We start from the raw sequence: 22,069 nt of genomic DNA, 5'->3' as shown, positions 1-22,069 counted from the left end.
CTAGCGGGCCCGCAGCTCGCGCTTGAGCACTTTGCCGCTCGCGTTGCGCGGCAGCTCGGAGACGAACTCCACCGCGCGCGGCACCTTGTAGTTGGCCATCTCCCGCCGGGACCAGGCGATCAGGTCGTCGGCGGTGAGCGTGGAGCCGGGGCGGCGGACCGCGTACGCCTTGCCGACCTCACCCAGCCGCGGATCGGGGATCCCGACGACCGCGATGTCGGCGATGTCCGGGTGCAGGCCGAGGAGTTGCTCGATCTCGGCGGGGTAGGCGTTGAAGCCGCCGACGATGAACATGTCCTTGATCCGGTCGGTGATGCGCAGGTTGCCGTGCGCGTCCTGGAACCCGACGTCGCCGGTGTGCAGCCAGCCGTCCGGGGTGATCGCCTTGGCGGTCTCCTCGGGGTCCTCGAAGTAGCCCTGCATGACGTGGTAGCCGCGGACCAGGATCTCGCCGGCCTCGCCGGCCGGCCGCGCCGTCCCGTCCGCGCCGACGATCATCACCTCGGTGTCCGGGATGGCCCCTCCGGAGGTCTCGGAGATGATCTCCGCGGGGTCGCCCCGCCGGCACATGGTGACGATGCCGCTGGCCTCGGAGAGCCCGTACGCGGTGAGGACGGTGGCGATGTGCAGCTCGCCGCGCAGCCGCTCGACGAGCCGGAGCGGGACCACGGCGGCGCCGGTGACGACCAGGCGCAGGGCGGAGAGGTCGTGCTGGTCGCGCTGGGGGTGGTCGAGGAGGGACTGGTGGAGGGTGGGCGGCCCGGGGAGTACGGAGATCCGCTCGGCGGCCACGTTGGCGAGGACGGTGTCCACGTTGAAGACGGGCTGCGGGACCATCGTGGCCCCGCGCATCAGGCAGGCGATGATCCCGGCCTTGTATCCGAAGGTGTGGAAGAAGGGGTTCACGATCAGGTAGCGGTCGCCCTCGCGCAGTCCGGCGAGCTCGCACCACACGTCGTAGCAGCGCAGGGACTGGGCGTGGGTGATGACGGCGCCCTTGGGGCTGCCGGTGGTGCCGGAGGTGAAGATGATGTCGGAGGGGGCGTCGGAGGGGATCGCCTCGGCGCGTTCGCGGACGGCTTCGGCCGGTACGCGGTCCCCGCCCGCCAGGAAGTCCTTCCAGGTGCGGAAGGACTCGGGGGCGTCCTCGGCGAGGACGACGACCTGTTCCAGGTGCGGCAGTCCGCGCAGCGGCCCGGAGCCGGGGCCCTCGCCGGCGGCCCGGCGCAGGGAGGCGACGTAGGAGGTGCCGAGGAAGGTGCCGGTGACGAAGAGCAGCCGGGCCCGGCTGCGCTGGAGGACGTACGCCGCCTCCGCGCCCTTGAAGCGGGTGTTGAGGGGCACGAGCACCGCGCCCGCCGAGACGGCCCCGAGCGCGGAGACGATCCACTCCAGGGTGTTGGGGGCCCAGACGGCGACTCTGTCGCCGGGCTCGACCCCGGCGGCCATGCAGGCGGCCGCGGCGCGCTCGACGCGCTCGCCGAGCTGCGCGTAGCCGATGCGGACGCGGCCGTCGACGACGGCCTCCTGGTCGGCGTACCGTACCGCCGCCGCCCGGACGAGCCCCGCGATGCTGCCCCAGCGCAGGTCTGCGCGTGCGTCGTCGCCCATGCGTGTCATCCTCCCGCGAACCCAGTAGCTGACTAACCGTCAGATTAGCTGTAGCCTTCGCGGCTGTCAGTACTGGCGCACCCCGGAGGTGGCGATGGCGGCAACGCTCAAGGACGCTACGGCGATAGTGGGCATCGGGCAGACCGCCTTTGCCAAACGACTGCCGCAGTCCGAAAAGAAACTGGCCTGCCGGGCGATCCTGGCCGCCCTCGCCGACGCCGGCATCGAGCCCTCCGAGGTCGACGCCTTCTCCTCCTACACCATGGAGGAGACCGACGAGGTCGAGGTCGCCAAGGCCATCGGCGCCGGCGACGTCACCTTCTTCTCCAAGATCGGCTACGGCGGCGGCGGTTCCTGCGCCACCGTCGGCCACCTCGCCTCCGCCGTCGCCACCGGCCAGGCCACCGTCGGCGTCGCCTGGCGCTCCCGCAAACGCGGCTCCGGCCCGCGCCCCTGGAAGAACACCGCCGTCCAGCTGCCCACCCCCGGCCAGTGGACCCGCCCCTTCGGGCTGCTGCGCCCCGCCGACGAGATCGGCATGCTGGCCCGCCGCTACATGCACGAGTACGGCGCCACCCGCGACCACCTCTTCAACGTGGCCATGGCCTGCCGCAACCGGGCCAACGCCAACCCGGCCGCGATGATGTACGAACGCCCGCTGACCCGCGAGATGTACATGACCTCCCGCATGATCAGCGACCCGCTCTGCCTCTTCGACAACTGCCTGGAGACCGACGGGGCGCTGGCCTGCGTGATCGTCTCCGCCGAGCGGGCCCGGGACTGCCGCCAGAAGCCCGTCTACGTGCACTCCGTCGCCCAGGGCCTGCCCGCCCAGCACCACGGCATGGTCAACTACTGGAACGACGACCCGCTCTCCGGGCCCGCCTGGACCGCCGCCCGCCACCTGTGGAAGCAGGCCGACTTCGGGCCGCAGGACGTGGACGTCGCCCAGATCTACGACGCCTTCACCCCGCTGATCCCGCTCTCACTGGAGGGCTACGGCTTCTGCGGGCGCGGCGAGGGCGCCGCCTTCACCGAGGGCGGAGCCCTGGAGATGGGCGGCCGGCTCCCCCTCAACACCGGGGGCGGCGGCCTGTCCGAGGCGTACGTGCACGGCTTCAACCTGATCAACGAGGGCGTCAAACAGCTGCGCGGCATCTCCACCGCCCAGGTGCCGGACGCCGCGACCTGCCTGGTGACGGCGGGCGAGGGTGTCCCGACGTCCGCGATCCTGCTGAGGAGCTGACCGACCGATGACCACCGCATCCGAAGCCGCCGCCGAGGCCGCGGCCGAACTGCTCCTGCCCGTCCCCGACGAGGACGGCGCCCCCTTCTGGGAGTACGCCGCGCAGGGCGAGCTCCGCGTCCAGGCCTGCGCCGCCTGCGGGCGGCTGCGCTTCCCGCCCCGCCCCTGCTGCCCGCACTGCGGATCCTTCGACAGCGAGTGGCGCCGGATGAGCGGCCGCGGCCGGATCTGGTCGTACGTCCGCCCGCATCCGCCGCTGCTGCCCGCGTACGCCGCGCAGGCCCCGTACAACGTGGTCCTCGTGGAGCTCGCCGACGCCCCGCACATCCGGCTCGCCGGGAACCTGGTGACCTCGGCCGACGCCCCGCTGGACTCGATGGACCCGGCCCGGCTGCGCATCGGCGCACGGGTCCAGGTGGCCTTCACCGAGATCGGCGGGATGGCCGTGCCGCGCTGGCTCCTGGAGAAGTCATGACCGTGCGGGTGGAACGGGACAAGGCGACCGGGGTCGCGGTCGTCACCCTGGACCGGGAGCGCCGGCACAATGCGATCGACCTGGAGACGGCGGCCGAACTGAGCGCGGTGTGGCGGGAGTTCCGGTTCGCGGAGGAGGTGCGGGCGGTGGTGCTCACGGGCGCCGGGACGGCCGCCTTCTGCACCGGCATCGACCGCGGCGTGGAGGTGCCGCAGCCCGGGTCCCCGTACTCGACCGACGATCCGCTGATCGCGATCGGCCCCAAGGCCGGCGACCTGTGGAAGCCGGTCATCGCCGCCGTCAACGGCATGGCCTGCGGCGGGGCCTTCTACCTGCTGGGCGAGGCGGAGTTCCTGATCGCCTCCGATACGGCGACGTTCTTCGACCCGCACACGACGTACGGCATGGTCAGCGCCTACGAGGCCGTCTACATGGCGCAGCGCATGCCCTTCGGCGAGGCCGCCCGGATGTCCCTGATGGGCACCGCCGAACGGCTCTCGGCGCGCCGGGCCCAAGAGATCGGGCTCGTCTCGGAGCTGACCGCGCCCGACGGGCTGCTCCCGGCGGCCCTGCGGGCGGCGCAGACCCTGGCCGGCTTCCCGACCGAGGCCGTGCAGGGCACCGTACGGGCCCTGTGGTCGGCGAAGCAGGCCGCGCTCCAGCAGGCCCTGGCCCAGGCCCCGGCGCTGATCGCGCTGGGGAACCTGGCACCGGAGCGGCAGGCGGAGCTGTTCACGGGGCGGCGCGGGGCACCGGAGCCGCGGGTGCGGTGAGGCCGGACAGGGCCGGGCAGGGGCGGGCAGGGCCTACGCCCGGTCGACCGTTCCCACCAGGCAGTTCTTCACGTCCGCGGCCTTGCCCGGGACCGTCATCGGGACCACGACGGTCCGGCTCTCGCGCGCCTTGAGCGTGACCTTCACGGAGCCGGCGTCGAGGGTCGCACCGTTCGCACCGCTGAAGGTCACCGGCACGCGCACGGTGCGCTCGGCGTTCACGGTGGAGGTGACCTGGACGGTGGCCCCCTTGGCGTCCGCGCCGGCGCAGCTGACGAGCACGGCCCGCGCGGGCGCCGACGTCGCGCTCGCCGAGGGCGTCGGGCTGCTGCTGCTCCCGCTGCCGTGGCTCTTCTTCTTCTTGCTCTTGGAGCTGGAGCAGCCGCCCCCGCTGCTACTGCTCTTGCTCTTGCTCTTGCCGCTGCTCCCGCTGCTCCCGCTGCTGCTTCCGCCGTGCGACGAGAACCCGGTGAGTGCGAACACGACGGCCACGAGCACCGCGGTGAACCTGATACGACGCCCAGCCACCATGGCCCGAACCCCTCCCCTGGACAACGGCGGGCCACGCTATCAGTGCACCGCCGCCCCGGTAACCGGCCGGGAACAGATCGCCTCCGTCTCCCCACCCCCGCGTGCGCGGCGAGGGCCCCGGGCGTAGCGACCTCTCCTCAACGCACCCCTCGCACCCCTCGGCCCCGGGGGGCCTCAGCGGCTTCGGGCCGCTGCGCCGGACTCCGTCCGACCGCCCCCGCGTGCGCGGCGAGGGCCCCGGGCGTAGCGTCGGGATCAAGACCCCTAGCTCGAAGGGCCGGGCATGATCCGCAACGTACTCGGCTCGCTGATGGGTCTGATCGGAGCGGCGGCCGCCGTCTGGAGCCCCTTCCGTGCCTGGTACGACGGCCGTCACGGGCGCGACTACCGCGTCCAGGAGCTCTTCACCGCCGCCGGGATCACCGATCACAAGGCCGCCCTGTTGGGCTCGCTCCTGCTCCCCTTCGTCTTCGCGGCCGCCCTGACTCTGGTCGCGGTCGTACTGCGCTCGCGGCTGCTCATGGCGCTGGCCGGGGTCATCGTCCTCGGCTTCGCCGTCCTGTGGATGGTCCGCCAGGGCCAGGCCGCCGGAAGCCTCTCGGTGGGCGGCGAAGGCCAGGGCCTCGGTGACGGCCTCGCCAACGCCTTCGGCGCCGGCGCGCTGATCCTCCTGGGCGCCGCCGTCATGCGCGGCCGCCCCACGCGCCGCGCCCGCCCCCTCCCCCCGACGACCACCGCCCCGGATCCGTACCCGGTGGACGAACCCGGGCCGCCGGCCCCGCCCCGGGACCACCCGTAGGACGGGCGGCCCGCACGGGGTGGACATGGCGGCGGCCCCGGCCCCCGGGTGGGGGCGGGGCCGGCCGGCCGGAATGGCGGGTGGGGATCAGGCCTCGACGACGCCCGAGGACGCGATCTCGACCTTGCCCTTGGGGGCGCCGGACTGGGTGCCCAGGGCCTCGATCTGGTCGACGAGCTCCTTGCCCTCGACGACCTCGCCGAAGACGACGTGCTTGCCGTCGAGCCACCCGGTGACGACGGTGGTGATGAAGAACTGCGAGCCGTTGGTGTTCTTGCCGGCGTTCGCCATCGACAGCAGGTACGGGCGGTCGTGCTTCAGCTGGAAGTTCTCGTCCTCGAACTTCTCGCCGTAGATGGACTTGCCGCCGGTGCCGTTGTGGTTGGTGAAGTCACCGCCCTGCAGCATGAACTGGGGAATGACGCGGTGGAAGCCCGAGCCGGCGTAGCCGTAGCCGTTCTGGCCGGTGGCCAGCTCACGGAAGTTGCGCGCCGTCTTCGGGACGACCTCGTCGAAGAGGCTGAAGACGATGCGGCCGGCGGGGGCGCCGTTGATGGTGATGTCGAAGTAGACGTTGTCGCTCATGGGGTCCATCCTGTCACTCCCGGTGCGGTGCGCTACCCGGCGGGGCCGCAGCCCCGCCTCCGGGCAGGTCAGCCGCTCGTCCGGGTGCCCGTCCCCTTCGCCGCGTCCAGGGCGTACACACAGCGGTCCTTGCTGCACGCGTACACCACGCCCGCCTCCGCCACCGGCGCGCCGGTGATCTCTCCGCCCGTGGCCAGCTTCCAGCGGAGCTGGCCGCCCGCCGCGTCCAGGGTGTAGAGGCAGTGGTCGGCGGAGCCGAAGTGCACGCGGCCGTCCGCGACCGCCGGCAGGCCGGTGATCTCGCCGCCCGCCGCGAACCGCCACTTCGGGGTGCCGGTGACCGCGTCGAGCGTGTAGAGCGCGCTGCCCGCGCCCAGGTGCACGTTGCCGTTCGCGACGACCACCGGGTCCGAGGACTGCCGGGACTCGGTCGCGATCCGCCAGCGGTCGTGGCCGGTGGCCGCGTCGAGGGCGTAGACGGTGCCCAGGTAGTCCACGAGGTAGACCCCGCCGCCGGTGACGGCCGCGCCCGGTGCGAAGGCCGGGGCGGCCAGGAAGACCGCGGGGGCCTCGAAGTGCCAGCGGACCCGGCCCGAGGCCCGGTCCACGGAGAGCACCCGGGTGCCGGCCGCGATGTAGACGTTGCCGTCGGGGGCGGGGGTGACCCGCACGGGCACGTTCCCGCAGGAGGCCGCGTCGCCGACCGGGTACGACCAGGACTCGCGGCCGCTGCGGGCGTCGAGCGCGCGCAGCCGGGCGTCCTGCCACACGTACACGGTGCCGTCGTGGAGGACGGGGGCCGCCTCCGGGGTCTCGAAGTCGCTCTGTGCTCCGGTCAGCTCCCACAGCTTCTGGCCGCTGGAGGCCTCCCAGCCCTGTACGCCGCCGCCGCGGGTGGCGGTGACGACCGTGCCGCGGTCGGCGCGCAGCGCGTACACCCAGGCGTCGGCGGACAGCCGCCACCGCTCGGAGCCGTCGGAGGCGTCGAGCGCGTAGAGGGAGGGGCCGTCGGAGGCGTGGATCCGGCCGTCGGAGACCGCCATCGACCAGGCCACGTCGCGGGTCTTGAACTGGCGGCGGCCGCTCGCCACGTCCAGCGCGTGGACCTCGAAGGAGGTGACGTAGAGCAGGTTGCCGGCGACGGTCGGGGTGCCCCAGACCTCGTTGGACATGCGGAAGCGCCACGGGCGCCAGCGGCCGCTGTCCGGGGCCGGGCCGGGGCTCGGCACCGCCACCGCGGAGGGGGTGACGACCGCCGCCCCGCCGGGCGGGCGGACCCAGCCGGTCGCCGAGTCCGCGGCGGGGGCGTGGACGGCCTGGGCCGCGGCGGTCGCGCGCGGACCCGGCCCGATCGGCACCGGCGAGCCGCCCAGGCGCACCGGCTCGCCGGAGGGCGCCGGGGACATCGGCGGGCGGTGCGGGCGCGGCGGTACGGCCTGCCCGGTACGCGGGTCCACCCACGGGTCGGCGCCGCCGCGCTGGCGGCGGTGCGTGGCGGCCCCGGAGGCGGGGCCGCCGGAGCCGGCGTCCCGGCCGGGGGCGGGCGCGGGCACCACGGCGGCGGCGGGCGTACGGTTGCCCGCGCGCCGGGCCTCGATCATCGCGACGGCCCGCGCGGGCAGCCACGCCGAGGCGGTGCCGCTGTCGTCGCCGCCGTCGAACAGGTGCGGGGCGAGCTGCGCCTGCAGGTCGGCCGGGGTCGGCCGCTGCGTGGCGTCCATCTGCATGCAGGAGTCGATCAGCGGCCGCAGCTCCTCGGGGAGCCCCTCCAGGTTGGGCCCCTCGCGCAGCAGCATGAAGACCGTCTCCACCGGGTTCGCCCCGTGGTACGGCGGGTGTCCGGTGGCGGCGAAGACGAGGGTGGAGCCGAGCGAGAAGACGTCGCTGGCGCCCTTGACGCTGCGCGAGTCCTTCGCCTGCTCGGGCGACATGTAGGCGGGGGTGCCGACGGCGACGTTCGTCATGGTCAGGCGGGTGTTGGAGACCCCGCTCGCGATGCCGAAGTCGATCACGCGCGGGCCGTCCTCGACGACGAGCACGTTCGATGGCTTCAGGTCGCGGTGGACGAGACCGGCTCCGTGGATGGACTGCAGGGCCTCGGCGATGCCGGCCGCGAGCCACCGTACGGCCTGGGCGGGCATGGGCCCGCACTCGTTGACGATCTCCTCCAGGGAGGGCGCCGGGACGTACGCGGTGGCCAGCCACGGCACGGCGGCGCGCGGGTCGGCGTCGACCACGGCCGCGGTGTAGAAACCGGACACGGCGCGGGCCGCCTCCACCTCGCGGGTGAAGCGGACCCGGAACAGCTGGTCCTCGGCGAGCTCGGTGCGCACCGTCTTGATCGCGACCCGCCGTCCGGACGCGGACCGCGCGAGATAGACCAGCCCCATGCCGCCGGCGCCGAGCCGTCCCAGCACCTCGAAGGGGCCGATCCGTCTCGGGTCGTGCTGCGTCAGCTGCTCCACCACTCGCCTCCACACCTCCCCGTACGGGCCCTCGCCGGGCCCGCTCCCACCGGCACGGGGCCCTGGGCCCCGTGCAGCGTCTCACTCCGGGCGCCGCCCGGGTCGCGCAACCCCGATTCTGTCAGGCCCGGGCCTGGTCCGGCCCCGGCACGTCGAGCAGCGCGGTGTGATCTGCTCGGCGAAGGGGCTGCGGGGTCGCCGCTGGGGCTATGCGTCCGGCTTCGTGCGGGGCTCCGAGAGCAGCCCGAAGACGGCCCCCTGGTTGTCGGCGACGACCGCGATCCGTCCGTAGGGGGTGTCGAAGGGATCGGCGGTGACCCGGCCGCCGAGCCGCTGGACCATCGCGACGGACTGGTCGCAGTCCGGGACGGCGAAGTAGGCGAGGAAGTGCGCGGGCATGATCTCCGGGAAGGCGTCGGTGATCAGGCTGCGCCCGAGGACGGCGGTGTCGGTGCCGGGCGCCTTGCCGGGCGGGGACCAGATGCGGTATTCGACTCCGGCGTCGTCCTGGTCCTGCGGGACGTAGCCGAAGACCTTGGCGTAGAAGACGTCGACGGCGTCGCGGGCCCGCGTGTAGACCTCGCTCCAGCAGTACGTGTACGGCTCCTGCTGGGCCTCGAAGCCGTGGTGGGTGCCGGGCTGCCACAGGCCGAAGACGGCCCCGCCGGGGTCGGCGGCCATCGCGGCGGTGCCGTACGGGCCCACCGGCATCGGGTCCATCACCATCTGGCCGCCGGCGGCGCGGATGCGCTGGGCGCAGGCGTAGGCGTCGGTCGTGTAGAGGTAGACCCCCCAGACGGTGGGCATCCGGCCGTCCGGTTTGGGGGCGAGGGCGGCGACGTTGCGGCCGCGGCTGTACGCCTGCGTGTAGTGGCCGTACTCGGCGCCCGCACTGTCCGCGAAGGTCCACCCGAACAGCTCGCCGTAGAAGCGCTTGCCCGCCTCGACGTCCGGAAGCGAGGCGTCCACCCAGCAGGGTGCGCCTTCCGCGAATGCGGCCATGGGCCCGGTTCCTTCCGTTGTGCGGGGGTGTGTACCCTTCCCACCCTCTCAGCCATGATCCGTCCGAAAACTTGTCCACAGCCTGTTGATAAGACTATTCGGGGGAAACCTCGCGGATCCGGGCGACACGCCCGGGCCGCGACTACGGGGCGCACGCGGGGCGCGGCCGGGGCCGGGCCGTCCGAAAATCCGCCGCCGGAACGCTTCGGACCGCCTCCCGCCCAGGCCAGGGACCCCGTAACCCCATTTGCAGGCGGCCGAATAGCGCGCCGATCACCCCTCGGTAAGCTGACGGCATGACAGGACAAGTACGCACCGTCGACGGGCGTGTCGCCGGCCGGCGCGGCCAGGCGACGCGGCAGAAGCTGCTCGACTGCCTCAGCGAGATGCTCAGCTCCTCGCCGTACCGCGACGTCAAAGTGATCGACGTCGCCCGCAAGGCCGGTACCTCCCCCGCGACCTTCTACCAGTACTTCCCGGACGTCGAGGGCGCCGTCCTGGAGATCGCCGAACAAATGGCCACCGAGGGCGCGCAGTTGACGTCGCTCGTCGAGGGCCGGACCTGGGTCGGCAAGTCCGGTTGGTCCGCCGCCGAGGAACTCGTCGAGGGTTTCCTGGAGTTCTGGCGCCGCAACGACGCGATCCTGCGGGTCGTCGACCTCGGCGCGGCCGAGGGCGACAAGCGCTTCTACAAGATCCGCATGAAGATCCTGAACTCGGTCACCAACTCCCTGACGGAGTCGATGAAGGACCTCCAGGCCAAGGGCAAGGTCGACAAGGACGTCAGCCCCGCGGCGATGGCCGGTTCGCTGGTCGCGATGCTGGCCGCGGTCGCCTCGCACCAGAAGGGCTTCCAGACCTGGGGTGTCAAGCAGGCCGAGCTCAAGCCGAACCTGGCGCTGCTCGTCCACCTCGGCATCACGGGCAAGAAGCCGGCCAAGTAACGGCGGATCCCTTCCGGGGTCCGCCGCCTTGGGCGGCCTCGCGCCGGCACCTCCCCTGCCCGTGCCCCGCGCGGGCGTGCACGACCGCCTGGGATCAGCGGCGCTCCAGGCGGAACAACCGGATCTCGCGCTCGATGCGCGCCTGGTACGTCGCGTACGGCGGCCAGAACCTCAGCACCGCCTGCCATGCCGCGGCGCGTTCCTCTCCCGCCAGCAGCCGGGCCCGTACGGGAATGTCCCGGCCTTGCCAACTCACGTCCGCGTCCGGGTGCTTGAGCAGGTTCCCGGTCCATGCCGGGTGCCCGGGCCGGCCGAAGTTGGAGCCGATCAGGATCCAGCTCGTGCCGCCGTTCTCCGGCATGCAGGCGAGCGGGGTGGTGCGCGGCTCGCCCGTCTTGGCGCCCTTGGCGGTGAGGATCACGCCCGGCAGCATCTGGGCGCTGAGCATGACCTTGCCGCGGGTGAGCTTGTGCACCGCCCTGTCCAGGGCGGGGATGAAGTGCGGTGCGATCTTGGCGAAGAGCATGGTCGAGGAGACCTTCTGCATCAGCTTGACGCCGGGTGCCGCGGGAGCCATCAGACGGCCACCTTCTCTTGGGCGGGCGGGACGTGCGGAGCGGCCGCGGCGGGCGCCGGGGCCGGGGCCGCCGCAGGCGCGGCAGGGTCCGCGTCCGGGGCCGCGAACAGGCCCGCGCGGTCCGCGGCGTGCGCCCGCAGCCGGTGGACCGGGCCGAAGAGCAGTTCGTCGGCCGCCGCGCGCTTGAAGTAGAGGTGTGCGTCGTGTTCCCAGGTGAAGCCGATGCCGCCGTGCAGCTGGATCGCCTCGCCGGCGGTCACCCGCAGGGCTTCCAGCGCCTGGGCGAGGGCGAGGCCGCCCTGGTCCGCGTCCCAGGCGGCGTAGTAGGCCGCCGAGCGGGCCGCCTGCACCTGGACGTACAGGTCGGCGAGCCGGTGCTTGACCGCCTGGAAGGAGCCGATCGCCCGGCCGAACTGCTCGCGCCGGCGTACGTACTCCACGGTGCGGGCGAGGGCCTGCCCGGCCGCGCCGACCGCCTCGGCGGCGAGCACCGCGGAGGCGGTGCGTCCGGTGGCGGCGAGGGCGCCCACCACGTCGCCTTCCTCGCTACCGAGCAACTCCGCGGGGGCGTCGCGCAGTTGGACCCTGGCCTGCGGGCGGGTCTCGTCCAGGACGGCCTGCCGGGACCGTACGAGCCCGGGCGCGTCCTCCCGTACGAGGAACAGCAGCGTACGGCTGCGGGCGAAGCCCCCGGTGTGCGCGGCGACCAGCAGCAGCGGGGCGCTGTGCCCGTCGAGCACCTGGGCGGCCTCCCCGTACAGCCGCCAGCCGGCCCCCGTGGCGTCGGCGCGGGCCTGGATCCCGCCCGCGCGGCCGCCGCCGGACCAGTGCCCGGCGCTGTCGTCGCCGGTCAGCGCGAGTGCGGTCGCCAGCGCCGGGCCCGGTACGGCGAGGGCGGCGGTCAGCCCGCCGGCCGCGAGCGGCGGGAGCAGCGCGGAACGCTGGGCCTCGGTGCCGAGGGCGGTGATCAGGGGCGCGCAGAGTGCGGCGGTGGCCAGCAGCGGCGAGGGCAGCAGCGCCCGCCCCGTCTCCTCGCAGGCCAGGGCCAGGTCGGCGGGGGTGCAGCCGACGCCGCCGTACTCCTCGGCGATGGCGAGGCCGGGCAGCCCGAGCCGCTCGGCGAGCTGCTGCCACAGCTCGCGGTCGTGTCCGGCGGCGGTGCCCACCGCGGCCTTGACCTCGTCGGGGCCACAGCGTTTGCCCAGGATCTCGCGCAGGGTGCGGCGTATCTCGGCCTGCTCCGCGGTGAAGGCGGCATCCATCGTCTGGCTCCTCCTGGGGGCACCTCCCGGCGGCGGCCGGGGGCGTATCTGACGGGCCGTCATGTTAGGCCCGGCGGCGGCAGATGCACAGGGGGCGGCGAGGGCGGGTTGCGGGCGGGGCGGGACCTTGCCCCCTAGTATCTGACGATACGTCAGATGTACCGTCCTTCCCATGCCTGGACTCACACCTGGAACCGCCTCCCGCGCCCGCCGGAGGGTCGCGGTGGTCGGCGTCGCCCTCTCGGACTGCGGGCGGGTGGACGGCCCCACCCCCTACGCCCTGCACGCGCAGGCCGCCCGGCGCGCCCTCGCCGACTCCGGCCTGGACCGCTCCGTCATCGACGGCCTCGCCTCCGCCGGCCTCGGCACGCTCGCGCCCGTCGAGGTGGCCGAGTACCTCGGCCTGCGCCCCACCTGGGTCGACTCCACCTCGGTGGGCGGCTCGACCTGGGAGGTCATGGCCGCCCACGCGGCGGACGCCATCGCCGCGGGGCACGCCAACGCGGTCCTGCTCGTCTACGGCTCCACCGCGCGCGCCGACATCAAGGCGCGCCGGCGCACCTCGAACCTCTCCTTCGGCGCGCGGGGACCACTCCAGTTCGAGGTCCCGTACGGGCACACGCTGATCTCCAAGTACGCGATGGCCGCCCGCCGGCACATGCACGAGTACGGGACCACGCCGGAACAGCTCGCCGCGGTCGCCGTACAGGCCCGGGCGAACGCCGCCACGAACCCGGACGCGATGTTCCGGGACCCGGTCACGGTCGACGAGGTCCTGTCAGGCGAGATGATCGCCGACCCCTTCACGAAGCTGCACTGCTGCATCCGCTCGGACGGCGGCTGCGCGGTGCTGCTGGCCGCGGAGGAGTACGTACCGGACACGGCGAAAGCCCCGGTGTGGATCCTCGGCTCGGGCACCTCCGTCTCCCACACCACCATGTCGGAGTGGGAGGACTTCACGGTGTCCCCGGCGGCGGTCTCGGGCCGCATCGCCTTCGAGCGGGCCGGCCTCACCCCGGCGGACGTGGACCTCGCGGAGATCTACGACGCCTTCACCTACATGACCCTGGTGACCCTGGAGGACCTCGGCTTCTGCGCGAAGGGCGAGGGCGGGGCCTTCGTGGAGAAGGGCCGCCTGCTGCGCGACGGGGAACTCCCCGTCAACACCGACGGCGGCGGCCTCTCGGCCTGCCACCCCGGCATGCGCGGCCTGTTCCTGCTGGTCGAGGCGGTCCGCCAACTCCGCGGCGAGGCGGGCCCGGGCCAGGTCACCAAACGCGGCGGCCGCCTCCCGGAGGTGGCCCTGGCCTCGGGCACGGGCGGCTGGTTCTGCTCCTCGGGCACGGTCCTGCTGGGCCGGTCCTGAGCCGGTTGCCTCCGGCGGTTCGGCAGGGGTGCGGGCCGGTTGGCTGCGCCGCTCGGGCAGGGGCCGGTTGTGCCGGGGCCGGGCCGGGTGGCTGCGCCGCTCGGGCCGGTCATGGGGCCGATCACGCCGGGCCCGGGCTTGGGGGGCCGATCACGCCGGGGCCGGGCTTGGGGGGCCGCTCGGGCCGGGGCCGGGCGCGCGCCGGGGCGTCTCCTCGGGCGCCGAACGTGTCGAGGGGTCGGAGAGATCGGCCCTGTTGTGTTCGGCGCCCTGCGGGGATCACCCCGGCACACACCCGACCCCGGCCCAACCGGCCCGGCTGCTACCCCAGAACCTGCGACCGCTCCGCACCATATTCAGCCTCGCCGCACTACTCCAGCCTCGCCGGCGTTTGAGGCGCGGGGTGCGGGGCGGAGCCCCGGCAACGGCGCCGCACCCGGAGACGGCGGCATCCCCAGGCGGGAGCGGCTAGGCGAGGGTGTGTGCGACGAGGGCGTTGGCGTGGCCGTGGCCCATGCCGTGCTCGGTCTTGAGCCACGTGACGAGCTCCATGTGCCGGGTCAGCGGCGAGGACCTGATGAGCTCCTTCCACTCGGTGATCGGCCGCCCGTACTTCTTCTCGATCGAGGGGAAGTAGCTCGCGGGGCCCTTGACTGTCTCGGTCATGATGTCTCTCCTTCGTTTACGTATATGACCGCGGTCGAACGTCGAACTCATCGGTCCCGCGGAGGAATTTTCGAGACGGCCTAGCCTGGGGGCATGACCAGTGACGACTTCCACGCCACCCTGCACTCCCTGCGCGTGTGGGACTCTCCGCTCCCCGGGTTCGACACCGGGGCCGCGCCCCGCGAGCCGCTTCCGCTGTTCCGGGAGTGGTTCGTGCACGCCGCCCGGGCGGGGCAGTTGGAGCCGCACACGATGAGCCTGGCGACGGTGGACGCCGCGGGGCGGCCCGATGTGCGGACGCTGATGCTGCACGACGCCGACGCGCGCGGCTGGCACTTCGCCTCGCACGCCACCAGCACCAAGTGCGTGCAGCTGGCCGGGCAGCCGCGGGCGGCGCTCGGGTTCTACTGGCCGACCGTGGCCCGGCAGGTGCGGATCCGGGGCCGGGTCAGCGCGTGCGGGCCCGAGGAGAGCCGCGCGGACCTGGCGGTCCGCTCGCGCGGGGCGCTCGCCGCCGCGCTCACGGGCCGGCAGAGCGAGGTGCTGGAGTCGGCCGAGGATCTGGTCCGGGCCTCGGAGCGGGCCTGGGATCGGGCCGGGGCCGAGCCGGACGCACCGGCTCCGACCTGGACCCGGTACGTGCTGGACGCCGACGAGGTGGAGTTCTTCCAGGGCGACCCCGCCCGCCGCCACACCCGCCTGCGCTACCGCCGCACCGACGCCGCCGACGGCTCCTGGGTCCGCGAGCTGCTCTGGCCCTGATCCGGCCGGAAGACCGCGACCCACACCCCGTCCGCCGCCTCCCGGAAGGTGACCGTCAGCGGCATGCCGATGCGCAGGTCCGCCGCCTCGCAGGACACCACCTCGGTCATCATCCGCGGGCCCTCCGCCAGGTCGACCACCGCCGCCGTGTAGGGGACGCGCGTGCCGAAGGGCGGGAGGTCGTTGCGGTGGATCACCGACCAGGTGTAGAGGGTCGCCCGGCCGCTCGCCGTCTCCCACGTCACGCGGTCCTCGCCGGCCCAGCAGTACGGGCAGAACTCGCGCGGGTAGTGGTGCGCCCGCCCGCAGTGCCCGCAGCGGCGCAGCAGGAGCCGGCCCTCGGCCGCCGCGTCCCAGTAGGGGCGGGTGAAGTCGTCGGCCTCGGGGAGGTCGTAGCGCGCCGCGCCGCCGCTCACAGGAAGAGTCCGATCGCCGCGTCGAGGGACCAGGTCTGCCAGGACATGGCGAGGAGCGCGACGAGCGAGATGAGCGCCATCATCGCGTTCTGGCCCTGCTCGGCCCAGTCGTGGATCATCAGCACCAGGTAGAGCAGGTTCAGCAGCAGCCCGCCGACCAGGGCGACCGGGGTCAGGAAACCGAGCACCAGGCCCAGCCCGAGCGCCAGTTCCGCATAGACGACGATGTACGCCATCGCCTTCGGGCGGGGTGCGACGACGAGTTCGAAGCCGCCCTTGACGAAGGTCCAGCGGTGCTTGTTCGCGACGTCGGCGGCCCACGCGATGCCGGTGCCGCGTTCGAACCAGCCCTTCTTGTCCTTGTGCCGCCAGCTCTCCAGCCACCACAGGCCGAGGCCTATCCGGAGTACGGCGAGCCATTCGGCCCCACTGAGCCAGATGGTCTGCATCGGCAGCCCCCACCCCTCTCATCATTGACCTGACGGTACGTCAGTTCAGCGGATGCGAGGCGATCCCGCAAGGCCCCGGCGACCTCGGCAGGAGCCAAGGCCGCCATCCGGCCCGGCGGGTACATCGGGCCGCGTTTCCCGATTCCGGTCCGACGCACGCCGGCCGTGACCGTTCCGCAATCGATTCCCTCCTTGTCCGAGACCCATCAACTCAGCGTGGCGATACGATCACACCTCATGCCTGGAGTCCCCGCAGCACCCGACATGACCACCCAGCCCCGCCCCGTGTACGTCATCGGGGCCGGCCCCGGCGGCCTCGCCGCGGCCGCCGCACTGCGCGCCCGCGGGGTCCGCGCGGTGGTCGTCGAGAAGTCCGACGCGGTCGGCACGTCCTGGCGGCGGCACTACGACCGGCTGCACCTGCACACCACGCGCCGCCTCTCCGCCCTCCCCGGCCTGCCGATGCCGCGCCGCTTCGGGCGCTGGGTCTCCCGGGACAACGTCGTGCGCTACCTGGAGAAGTACGTCGAGTTCCACGAGCTGGAGCTCGTGACCGGCGTCGAGGTGACCCGGATCGAGCCCGCCCCGGAGGGCGAGGACGGCTGGACCCTGCACGCCAGCGGCGGGCGGGTGCTGGCCGCCGCGGCCGTCGTCGTCGCCACCGGGTACAACCACACCCCGGCGATCCCCGACTGGCCGGGCCGGGACGCGTACGCAGGCCGGCTGCTGCACGCCGCCGACTACCGCAATCCCCAGCCGTACGCCGGCCAGGACGTCCTCGTCGTCGGCGTCGGCAACACCGGCGCCGAGATAGCCGTCGACCTCGTCGAGGGCGGCGCGGCCCGCGTGCGGCTCGCCGTGCGCACCGTCCCGCACATCATGCGCCGCTCCACCGCCGGCTGGCCGGCCCAGCGCAGCGGGATCCTCGTGCGCCAGCTGCCCGTGGGGCTCGTGGACCGGCTGTCCGCGCTCGTCGCCAGGACCTCGGTCCCGGACCTGTCGGCGTTCGGACTCCCGCGCCCGGAGACCGGCCTGTACAGCAGGGTCAAGGAGGGGTCGATCCCGGTCCAGGACGTCGGCCTGGTCGACGCGGTCCGCAGCGGCAAGGTGGAGCCGGTGGCCGCCGTCGCGTCCTTCGACGGCGCCGAGGTGGTGCTCGCGGACGGCTCGCGGATCAGCCCGGACGCGGTGATCGCGGCCACCGGGTACCGCCGCGCCCTGGAGGGGCTGGTCGGCGGCCTCGGGGTGCTCGACGAGCGCGGGCGGCCCCGTACGCACGGCGCCCGCACCGCACGGCAGGCGCGCGGGCTGTACTTCACCGGCTTCACCAATCCCATCAGCGGGATGTTCCGGGAGATGGCCCTGGACGCGAAGAAGATCGCCAAGGCCGTGGTCAAGCAGTCGCGTCACCAGGCACCGCCCCGATAGAGCCCGTCGATGGGGCCGACCGATGGGGCCGACCGATGGGGCCGGCCGATGGCGCCGGCCGCCAGAACCCAGTCGTCCGTTTGTCGATAATCCGCGACGGATCGACTTTCGTTACCCTGACGGACATGACCGCCATGACGCGCACCCGCACCCGCACCGAACCGGACCTGTCGTTCCTCCTGGACCACACCAGCCACGTGCTGCGGACCCAGATGAGCGCGCGGCTCGGCGAGATCGGGCTCACCCCGCGCATGCACTGCGTGCTCGTCCATGCGCTGGAGGAGGAGCGCACCCAGGCGCAGCTCGCCGAGATCGGGGACATGGACAAGACCACGATGGTGGTGACGGTGGACGCGCTGGAGAAGGCCGGCCTGGCCGAGCGCAGGCCGTCCGGCACGGACCGGCGGGCGCGGATCATCGCGGTGACCGAGGAGGGGGCCAAGGTCGCGAAGGAGAGCCAGAAGATCGTCGACCGGGTCCACGGGAGCGCCCTCGGCGCCCTGCCGGACGACGAGCGCGACGTGCTGCTCCGCGCGCTGAACCGCCTGGTCGCGGGGCACCTGCAGACACCCGAGGAGGGGCCGCGGCCGGCCCGGCGGGCACGCCAGAAGGGCTGACACCACACCACCCCGCACACTCCGATCCGTAAGAGATAGTCTGCAACAAAACTATCTGCTACGGTCCTTCCTGTTGCCTCCCAACGACAGGAGAGACCGCAATGCCCTCGACCACCTCCACCACCTCCGCGGCCGCACCCACCTCCGCGGCCGCACCCACCGCCTCGCGCTCACGCCGGCTCGCCCTCGGCGTCCTGGCCACCGGCATGCTGATGACGGTCCTCGACGGCAGCATCGTGACCGTCGCCATGCCGGCCATCCAGAGCGATCTGGACTTCACCCCGGCCGGGCTGAGCTGGGTCGTCAACGCCTACCTCATCGCCTTCGGTTCGCTGCTGCTCCTGGCCGGCCGCCTCGGCGACCTGATCGGCCGCAAGCGGATGTTCCTCGCGGGCACCGGGGCCTTCACCGCGGCCTCGCTCCTCGCCGGCGCCGCCACCTCCCCCGGCCTCCTGATCGCCGCCCGCTTCCTCCAGGGCGCCGGCAGCGCGATGGCCTCCGCCGTCAGCCTCGGCATCCTGGTCACGCTCTTCACCGAACCGCGCGAACGGGCCAAGGCCATCGCCGTGTTCAGCTTCACCGGAGCGGCCGGCGCATCGATCGGGCAGGTCCTCGGCGGTGTGCTCACCGACGCGCTCACCTGGAACTGGATCTTCTTCATCAACCTGCCCATCGGCGTCGCGACCCTCCTCCTCGCCCTTCCCGCCCTGCCCGGCGACCGCGGGCTCGGCCTGAAGGCCGGCGCGGACACCCTCGGCGCGCTGCTCGTCACCGCCGGCCTGATGCTCGGCATCTACACGGTCGTCAAGATCGAGGAGTACGGGGCGACCTCGCCCCACACCCTCGGCTCCGGCGCCCTCGCGCTCGCCCTGCTCGCCGGCTTCCTCCTGCGCCAGGCCACCGCCGCGAACCCGCTCATGCCCCTGCGGATCCTCCGCTCGCGCAGCGTCTCCGGCGCCAACCTGGTCCAGATGCTGATGGTCGCCGCCCTCTTCTCCTTCCAGATCCTCGTCGCCCTCTACATGCAGAACGTCCTCGGCTACAGCGCCGGCGAGACGGGTCTCGCGATGCTGCCGGCCGCGGCCGTCATCGGCCTCGTCTCCCTGACCGTCTCGGCCCGCCTCAACGCCCGGTTCGGCGAGCGCGCCGTCCTGCTGGCCGGTCTGGCGCTCCTGATCGGCGCACTCGGCCTGCTGATCCGCGTGCCCGGCCGGGCCGAACAGGCGGACTACCTCACCGACCTGCTGCCCGTGATGCTTCTGGCCGCCGGATTCGGCCTCGCCCTGCCCGCCTTGACCTCCCTGGGCATGTCCGGCGCCAAGGAGGAGGACGCGGGCCTCGCCTCCGGGCTCTTCAACACCACCCAGCAGATCGGCATGGCCCTCGGCATCGCGGTCCTCTCCACCCTCGCCGCCTCCCGCACCGAGGCCCTCACCGAGGCCGGACGCCCCGCCCCCGAGGCCCTGACCGGCGGCTACCACCTGGCCTTCGCGGTCGGGGCGGCCCTCCTCGTCGCCGCCCTGGCCATCGCCTTCACGGTCCTGCACCGCCCGAAGGACGCCCCGCGGGAGGCGACCGCCGGGCAGGACGCCGTTGGCCGAACCGCGCCCTGGACCGACCCCGCGGGGATCTGACACCGTGATCTGACACCGTTCACCACATCACCTCCACCAGCTTTCCTGCGCAGCCCTGTTCCTGACGGCACGTCAGTTCAGTAATCTGACTACACGTCAGTTATTGAGTTCCAGTGTTCCATCAAGGTTCATCGAGCAGGAGCGGGCGGAACGATGCTTGGATCTACTCACGGCACCCTCACCACCGACTTCCGCGCACGTGTCGAGGCCTGCGGGGAGTCCCCCAGGACGGCCGTCCACTCGTCGGCGGCCCCCTCCGCCGACGACGCGGTCGCCGTCGACGTCAGCGGCCGGCCGCTGCACGCCGACGTGCCCGACCTGGACCGGTTCTTCCGGCCCGAGTCCGTGGCCGTCATCGGCGCCTCCGACGCCGAGGGCAGACCTAACACCGGCATCACCCGCCAGCTCATCGCCTGGGCGGAACGCGTCGGCGCCCGGATCCACCCCGTGCACCCCACCCGCCCCACCGTCTTCGGGCTGACCTGCCACCCCTCCGTGGCCGACCTGCCCGAACAGGTGGACCTCGCCGTCCTCCTCGTCGCCGACCCGCTCCCCGTCATCGAGGAACTGGCCGAGACCAAGGTGAAGTTCGCCGTCGCCTTCGCCTCCGGCTTCGCCGAGACCGGCGACGCGGGCGCCGCCGCCCAGGACCGGCTCGGCGCCGCCGTCCAGCGCTCCGGCCTGCGCCTCCTCGGCCCCAACACCAACCTCAACGCCTTCGAGGAGTTCCGCGACGACCTCGACGGCCCGGCCATCGCCCTGATCACCCAGTCCGGCCACCAGGGCCGGCCCGTCTACACCCTCCAGGAGCTCGGCATCCGCCTCTCCCACTGGGCACCCACCGGCAACGAGGCCGACCTGGAGACCTCCGACTTCATCTCCTACTTCGCCGAGCAGCCCGAGGTCGGAGCCATCGCCTGCTACGTCGAAGGCCTCAAGGACGGCCGGTCCTTCCTCCTCGCCGCCGACCGCGCCGCGCGCAACGGCGTCCCCGTCGTCGCCGTCAAGGTCGGCCGCACCGAGACCGGCGCCCGCATGGCCGCCTCCCACACCGGAAAGCTGACCGGCGCCGACACCGTCGTGGACGCCGCCATGCGCCAGTTCGGCGTGATCCGCGTCGACGGCCTGGACGAGCTCCAGGACACCGCCGCCCTGCTCGCCCGGGCCCGCAAACCGCAGGCCGACGGAGTCGTCGTCTACTCCATCTCCGGCGGCACCGGAGCCCACTTCTCCGACCTGGCGACGGAGGCGGGCCTGAGCCTGCCCACCCTCTCCGAGGCCAGGCAGCAGGAACTCCACCAGTGGATCCCGGAGTACCTGAACGTCGCCAACCCCGTCGACAACGGCGGCCACCCGGTCGGCGACTGGCGCGGCCGCAAGATCATCGACGCGATCCTCGCCGACCCGTCCGTCGGCGTCCTGATCTGCCCCATCACGGGCCCCTTCCCCCCGATGAGCGACAAGCTCGCCCAGGACCTGGTGGACGCGGCGGAAACCTCGGACAAGCTGATCTGCGTGATCTGGGGCTCTCCCGTCGGCACCGAGGAGGCCTACCGCACCACCCTCCTCGGCTCCTCCCGCGTGGCCACCTTCCGCACCTTCGGCAACTGCATCACCGCCGTGCGCGCCTACCTCGGCCACCACCGCTTCACCGCCGGCTACCGCTCCCCCTTCGAGGACGCACCACGCACGCCCTCACCCTCGTACCGCAAGGCGCAGGCCCTCATGCGGCCCGGCCAGCAGCTCAGCGAGCACGCGGCGAAACAGCTGCTGCGCGCCTACGGGATACGGGTCCCCCGCGAGCAGCTCGTGACGAGCGCGGCGGCGGCCGTCCGCGCGGCCGGCCTGGTCGGCTACCCGGTGGTGATGAAGGCCTCGGGCCCGCAGCTGGGGCACAAGACGGAACTCGGCCTGGTGAAGATCGGCCTGACCTCCGCGAGCCAGATCCGCGACGCGTACCGGGAGCTGACCGACATCGCGCGGTACGAGAACGTGCCGCTCGACGGGATCCTGGTCTGCCAGATGGTGGAGCGGGGGGTCGAAATGGTCGTCGGCGTCACCCAGGACGACCTCTTCGGCCCGACGGTGACGGTGGGCCTCGGCGGGGTCCTGGTCGAGGTCCTGCACGACGCGGCGGTCCGCGTCCCGCCGTTCGGCGAGGACCAGGCCCGCGCGATGCTCACGGAACTGCGCGGGCACGCCCTGCTGGAAGGCGTACGGGGGGCGCCCCCGGCCGACGTGGACGCGCTGGTGGAGGTCGTCCTGCGGATCCAGCGGATGGCGCTGGAACTCGGGGACGCGCTCTCCGAGCTGGACATCAACCCCCTGATGGTCCTCCCCCGCGGCCAGGGGGCGGTGGCCCTGGACGCCCTCGCCATCTGCCGCTGACCCGCCGTCTCCCGGGGCTCCGCCCCAGACCCCGCCGGGCTCCGCCCGGAGCCGCTCCTCAAACGCCGGCGGG

General features: G+C 73.2%; 21 protein-coding genes. 11 read left to right on the top strand and 10 right to left on the bottom strand.

Translation table 11 applies throughout. The features are described from left to right. Complete coding sequence (locus ACZ4VT_RS28790) at positions 1-1,611, bottom strand: FadD3 family acyl-CoA ligase (RefSeq protein ID WP_467953961.1); 1,611 nt, start codon at positions 1,609-1,611, stop codon at positions 1-3. 94 nt (positions 1,612-1,705) lie between these two features. Between ACZ4VT_RS28790 and ACZ4VT_RS28785 the strand changes: the two genes are divergently transcribed. The 3 genes from ACZ4VT_RS28785 to ACZ4VT_RS28775 are packed head-to-tail and all read left to right on the top strand — an operon-like array spanning position 1,706 to position 4,105. Beyond that, positions 1,706-2,857 (top strand): lipid-transfer protein, encoded by a 1,152-nt coding sequence (locus tag ACZ4VT_RS28785; protein ID WP_467953960.1) that lies wholly within the window; start codon positions 1,706-1,708, stop codon positions 2,855-2,857. A gap of 7 nt (positions 2,858-2,864) precedes the next feature. Beyond that, positions 2,865-3,332, top strand: coding sequence for a Zn-ribbon domain-containing OB-fold protein (locus ACZ4VT_RS28780; protein ID WP_467953958.1), 468 nt, complete (start codon positions 2,865-2,867; stop codon positions 3,330-3,332). Beyond that, the gene (locus tag ACZ4VT_RS28775) at positions 3,329-4,105 is read left to right on the top strand and encodes an enoyl-CoA hydratase/isomerase family protein (protein WP_467953957.1); all 777 of its coding nucleotides are present in this window, start codon (positions 3,329-3,331) and stop codon (positions 4,103-4,105) included. The genes ACZ4VT_RS28780 and ACZ4VT_RS28775 overlap by 4 nt, the downstream gene beginning before the upstream one ends. Positions 4,106-4,138: 33 nt before the next feature. Here the strand turns inward: ACZ4VT_RS28775 and ACZ4VT_RS28770 are convergent, their stop codons facing one another. After that, positions 4,139-4,636 (bottom strand): hypothetical protein, encoded by a 498-nt coding sequence (locus tag ACZ4VT_RS28770; RefSeq protein WP_467953956.1) that lies wholly within the window; start codon positions 4,634-4,636, stop codon positions 4,139-4,141. Between the two features lie 283 nt (positions 4,637-4,919). Here ACZ4VT_RS28770 and ACZ4VT_RS28765 point away from each other — a divergent pair, with 283 nt between their 5' ends. Further along, a complete protein-coding gene (locus ACZ4VT_RS28765; RefSeq protein ID WP_467953954.1) occupies positions 4,920-5,435 on the top strand; it encodes a hypothetical protein in 516 nt (171 codons plus the stop codon). Between the two features lie 87 nt (positions 5,436-5,522). Here the strand turns inward: ACZ4VT_RS28765 and ACZ4VT_RS28760 are convergent, their stop codons facing one another. The 3 genes from ACZ4VT_RS28760 to ACZ4VT_RS28750 all read right to left on the bottom strand — a co-directional run bounded on the left by ACZ4VT_RS28760 (position 5,523) and on the right by ACZ4VT_RS28750 (position 9,487). Continuing rightward, a complete protein-coding gene (locus ACZ4VT_RS28760) occupies positions 5,523-6,020 on the bottom strand; it encodes a peptidylprolyl isomerase (protein ID WP_467953952.1) in 498 nt (165 codons plus the stop codon). A gap of 68 nt (positions 6,021-6,088) precedes the next feature. Beyond that, positions 6,089-8,485, bottom strand: coding sequence for a protein serine/threonine kinase AfsK (afsK, locus tag ACZ4VT_RS28755; RefSeq protein WP_467953950.1), 2,397 nt, complete (start codon positions 8,483-8,485; stop codon positions 6,089-6,091). A 207-nt stretch (positions 8,486-8,692) separates the two neighbouring features. Further along, on the bottom strand, positions 8,693-9,487 hold the full coding sequence (locus ACZ4VT_RS28750; protein ID WP_467953948.1) for a VOC family protein: 795 nt from the start codon (positions 9,485-9,487) through the stop codon (positions 8,693-8,695). 296 nt (positions 9,488-9,783) lie between these two features. On the opposite strand from ACZ4VT_RS28750, the gene ACZ4VT_RS28745 reads away from it, so the two are divergent. After that, a complete protein-coding gene (locus tag ACZ4VT_RS28745) occupies positions 9,784-10,431 on the top strand; it encodes a TetR family transcriptional regulator (protein ID WP_467953946.1) in 648 nt (215 codons plus the stop codon). Between the two features lie 94 nt (positions 10,432-10,525). On the opposite strand, the gene ACZ4VT_RS28740 is transcribed toward ACZ4VT_RS28745, so the two are convergent. Both ACZ4VT_RS28740 and ACZ4VT_RS28735 read right to left on the bottom strand, forming a co-directional pair. Next, positions 10,526-11,008, bottom strand: a complete 483-nt coding sequence (locus ACZ4VT_RS28740) for a nitroreductase family deazaflavin-dependent oxidoreductase (RefSeq protein ID WP_467953944.1) — start codon at positions 11,006-11,008, stop codon at positions 10,526-10,528. Beyond that, positions 11,008-12,270: an acyl-CoA dehydrogenase family protein gene (locus ACZ4VT_RS28735; RefSeq protein ID WP_467953943.1), complete on the bottom strand. Its 1,263-nt coding sequence runs from the start codon at positions 12,268-12,270 to the stop codon at positions 11,008-11,010. The genes ACZ4VT_RS28740 and ACZ4VT_RS28735 overlap by 1 nt, the downstream gene beginning before the upstream one ends. 172 nt (positions 12,271-12,442) lie before the next feature. Between ACZ4VT_RS28735 and ACZ4VT_RS28730 the strand changes: the two genes are divergently transcribed. Next, positions 12,443-13,636 carry a thiolase C-terminal domain-containing protein gene (locus ACZ4VT_RS28730; protein ID WP_467953942.1) on the top strand — a complete coding sequence of 398 codons (1,194 nt, stop codon included), beginning with the start codon at positions 12,443-12,445 and terminating at the stop codon, positions 13,634-13,636. A gap of 468 nt (positions 13,637-14,104) precedes the next feature. Here ACZ4VT_RS28730 and ACZ4VT_RS28725 read toward each other — a convergent pair whose 3' ends face one another. Continuing rightward, positions 14,105-14,302, bottom strand: a complete 198-nt coding sequence (locus ACZ4VT_RS28725; RefSeq protein ID WP_467953940.1) for a DUF4287 domain-containing protein — start codon at positions 14,300-14,302, stop codon at positions 14,105-14,107. Positions 14,303-14,395: 93 nt separating this feature from the next. Between ACZ4VT_RS28725 and ACZ4VT_RS28720 the strand changes: the two genes are divergently transcribed. Next, complete coding sequence (locus ACZ4VT_RS28720; protein ID WP_467953938.1) at positions 14,396-15,064, top strand: pyridoxine/pyridoxamine 5'-phosphate oxidase; 669 nt, start codon at positions 14,396-14,398, stop codon at positions 15,062-15,064. Here the strand turns inward: ACZ4VT_RS28720 and ACZ4VT_RS28715 are convergent. Beyond that, a complete protein-coding gene (locus ACZ4VT_RS28715) occupies positions 15,007-15,480 on the bottom strand; it encodes a Zn-ribbon domain-containing OB-fold protein (protein WP_467953936.1) in 474 nt (157 codons plus the stop codon). The genes ACZ4VT_RS28720 and ACZ4VT_RS28715 overlap by 58 nt on opposite strands. Continuing rightward, a complete protein-coding gene (locus ACZ4VT_RS28710; RefSeq protein WP_319726867.1) occupies positions 15,477-15,929 on the bottom strand; it encodes a DoxX family protein in 453 nt (150 codons plus the stop codon). Before ACZ4VT_RS28710 ends, ACZ4VT_RS28715 begins: the two co-directional genes overlap by 4 nt. A 237-nt stretch (positions 15,930-16,166) precedes the next feature. On the opposite strand from ACZ4VT_RS28710, the gene ACZ4VT_RS28705 reads away from it, so the two are divergent. From ACZ4VT_RS28705 to ACZ4VT_RS28690, 4 genes are all read left to right on the top strand, one after another. Continuing rightward, on the top strand, positions 16,167-17,357 hold the full coding sequence (locus ACZ4VT_RS28705; RefSeq protein WP_467953934.1) for a flavin-containing monooxygenase: 1,191 nt from the start codon (positions 16,167-16,169) through the stop codon (positions 17,355-17,357). Between the two features lie 125 nt (positions 17,358-17,482). Then, a complete protein-coding gene (locus ACZ4VT_RS28700; protein ID WP_467953932.1) occupies positions 17,483-17,974 on the top strand; it encodes a MarR family winged helix-turn-helix transcriptional regulator in 492 nt (163 codons plus the stop codon). Positions 17,975-18,075: 101 nt separating this feature from the next. Beyond that, the gene (locus ACZ4VT_RS28695; RefSeq protein ID WP_467953930.1) at positions 18,076-19,608 is read left to right on the top strand and encodes an MFS transporter; all 1,533 of its coding nucleotides are present in this window, start codon (positions 18,076-18,078) and stop codon (positions 19,606-19,608) included. Positions 19,609-19,761: 153 nt separating this feature from the next. Further along, a complete protein-coding gene (locus ACZ4VT_RS28690) occupies positions 19,762-21,996 on the top strand; it encodes an acetate--CoA ligase family protein (protein ID WP_467953928.1) in 2,235 nt (744 codons plus the stop codon). Positions 21,997-22,069 lie beyond the last annotated feature (73 nt).

It is taken from the genome of Streptomyces sp. NPDC029164 (assembly GCF_055563995.1).
This window is presented reverse-complemented; position numbering and strand designations above follow the sequence as displayed.

Coding starts and splice junctions, on each gene's coding strand:
- ACZ4VT_RS28790 (WP_467953961.1), bottom strand. CDS start 1,611: ATGGGCGACGACGCACGCGCAGACCTGCGCTGGGGCAGCATCGCGGGG.
- ACZ4VT_RS28785 (WP_467953960.1), top strand. CDS start 1,706: ATGGCGGCAACGCTCAAGGACGCTACGGCGATAGTGGGCATCGGGCAG.
- ACZ4VT_RS28780 (WP_467953958.1), top strand. CDS start 2,865: ATGACCACCGCATCCGAAGCCGCCGCCGAGGCCGCGGCCGAACTGCTC.
- ACZ4VT_RS28775 (WP_467953957.1), top strand. CDS start 3,329: ATGACCGTGCGGGTGGAACGGGACAAGGCGACCGGGGTCGCGGTCGTC.
- ACZ4VT_RS28770 (WP_467953956.1), bottom strand. CDS start 4,636: ATGGTGGCTGGGCGTCGTATCAGGTTCACCGCGGTGCTCGTGGCCGTC.
- ACZ4VT_RS28765 (WP_467953954.1), top strand. CDS start 4,920: ATGATCCGCAACGTACTCGGCTCGCTGATGGGTCTGATCGGAGCGGCG.
- ACZ4VT_RS28760 (WP_467953952.1), bottom strand. CDS start 6,020: ATGAGCGACAACGTCTACTTCGACATCACCATCAACGGCGCCCCCGCC.
- ACZ4VT_RS28750 (WP_467953948.1), bottom strand. CDS start 9,487: ATGGCCGCATTCGCGGAAGGCGCACCCTGCTGGGTGGACGCCTCGCTT.
- ACZ4VT_RS28745 (WP_467953946.1), top strand. CDS start 9,784: ATGACAGGACAAGTACGCACCGTCGACGGGCGTGTCGCCGGCCGGCGC.
- ACZ4VT_RS28740 (WP_467953944.1), bottom strand. CDS start 11,008: ATGGCTCCCGCGGCACCCGGCGTCAAGCTGATGCAGAAGGTCTCCTCG.
- ACZ4VT_RS28735 (WP_467953943.1), bottom strand. CDS start 12,270: ATGGATGCCGCCTTCACCGCGGAGCAGGCCGAGATACGCCGCACCCTG.
- ACZ4VT_RS28730 (WP_467953942.1), top strand. CDS start 12,443: ATGCCTGGACTCACACCTGGAACCGCCTCCCGCGCCCGCCGGAGGGTC.
- ACZ4VT_RS28725 (WP_467953940.1), bottom strand. CDS start 14,302: ATGACCGAGACAGTCAAGGGCCCCGCGAGCTACTTCCCCTCGATCGAG.
- ACZ4VT_RS28720 (WP_467953938.1), top strand. CDS start 14,396: ATGACCAGTGACGACTTCCACGCCACCCTGCACTCCCTGCGCGTGTGG.
- ACZ4VT_RS28710 (WP_319726867.1), bottom strand. CDS start 15,929: ATGCAGACCATCTGGCTCAGTGGGGCCGAATGGCTCGCCGTACTCCGG.
- ACZ4VT_RS28705 (WP_467953934.1), top strand. CDS start 16,167: ATGCCTGGAGTCCCCGCAGCACCCGACATGACCACCCAGCCCCGCCCC.
- ACZ4VT_RS28700 (WP_467953932.1), top strand. CDS start 17,483: ATGACCGCCATGACGCGCACCCGCACCCGCACCGAACCGGACCTGTCG.
- ACZ4VT_RS28695 (WP_467953930.1), top strand. CDS start 18,076: ATGCCCTCGACCACCTCCACCACCTCCGCGGCCGCACCCACCTCCGCG.
- ACZ4VT_RS28690 (WP_467953928.1), top strand. CDS start 19,762: ATGCTTGGATCTACTCACGGCACCCTCACCACCGACTTCCGCGCACGT.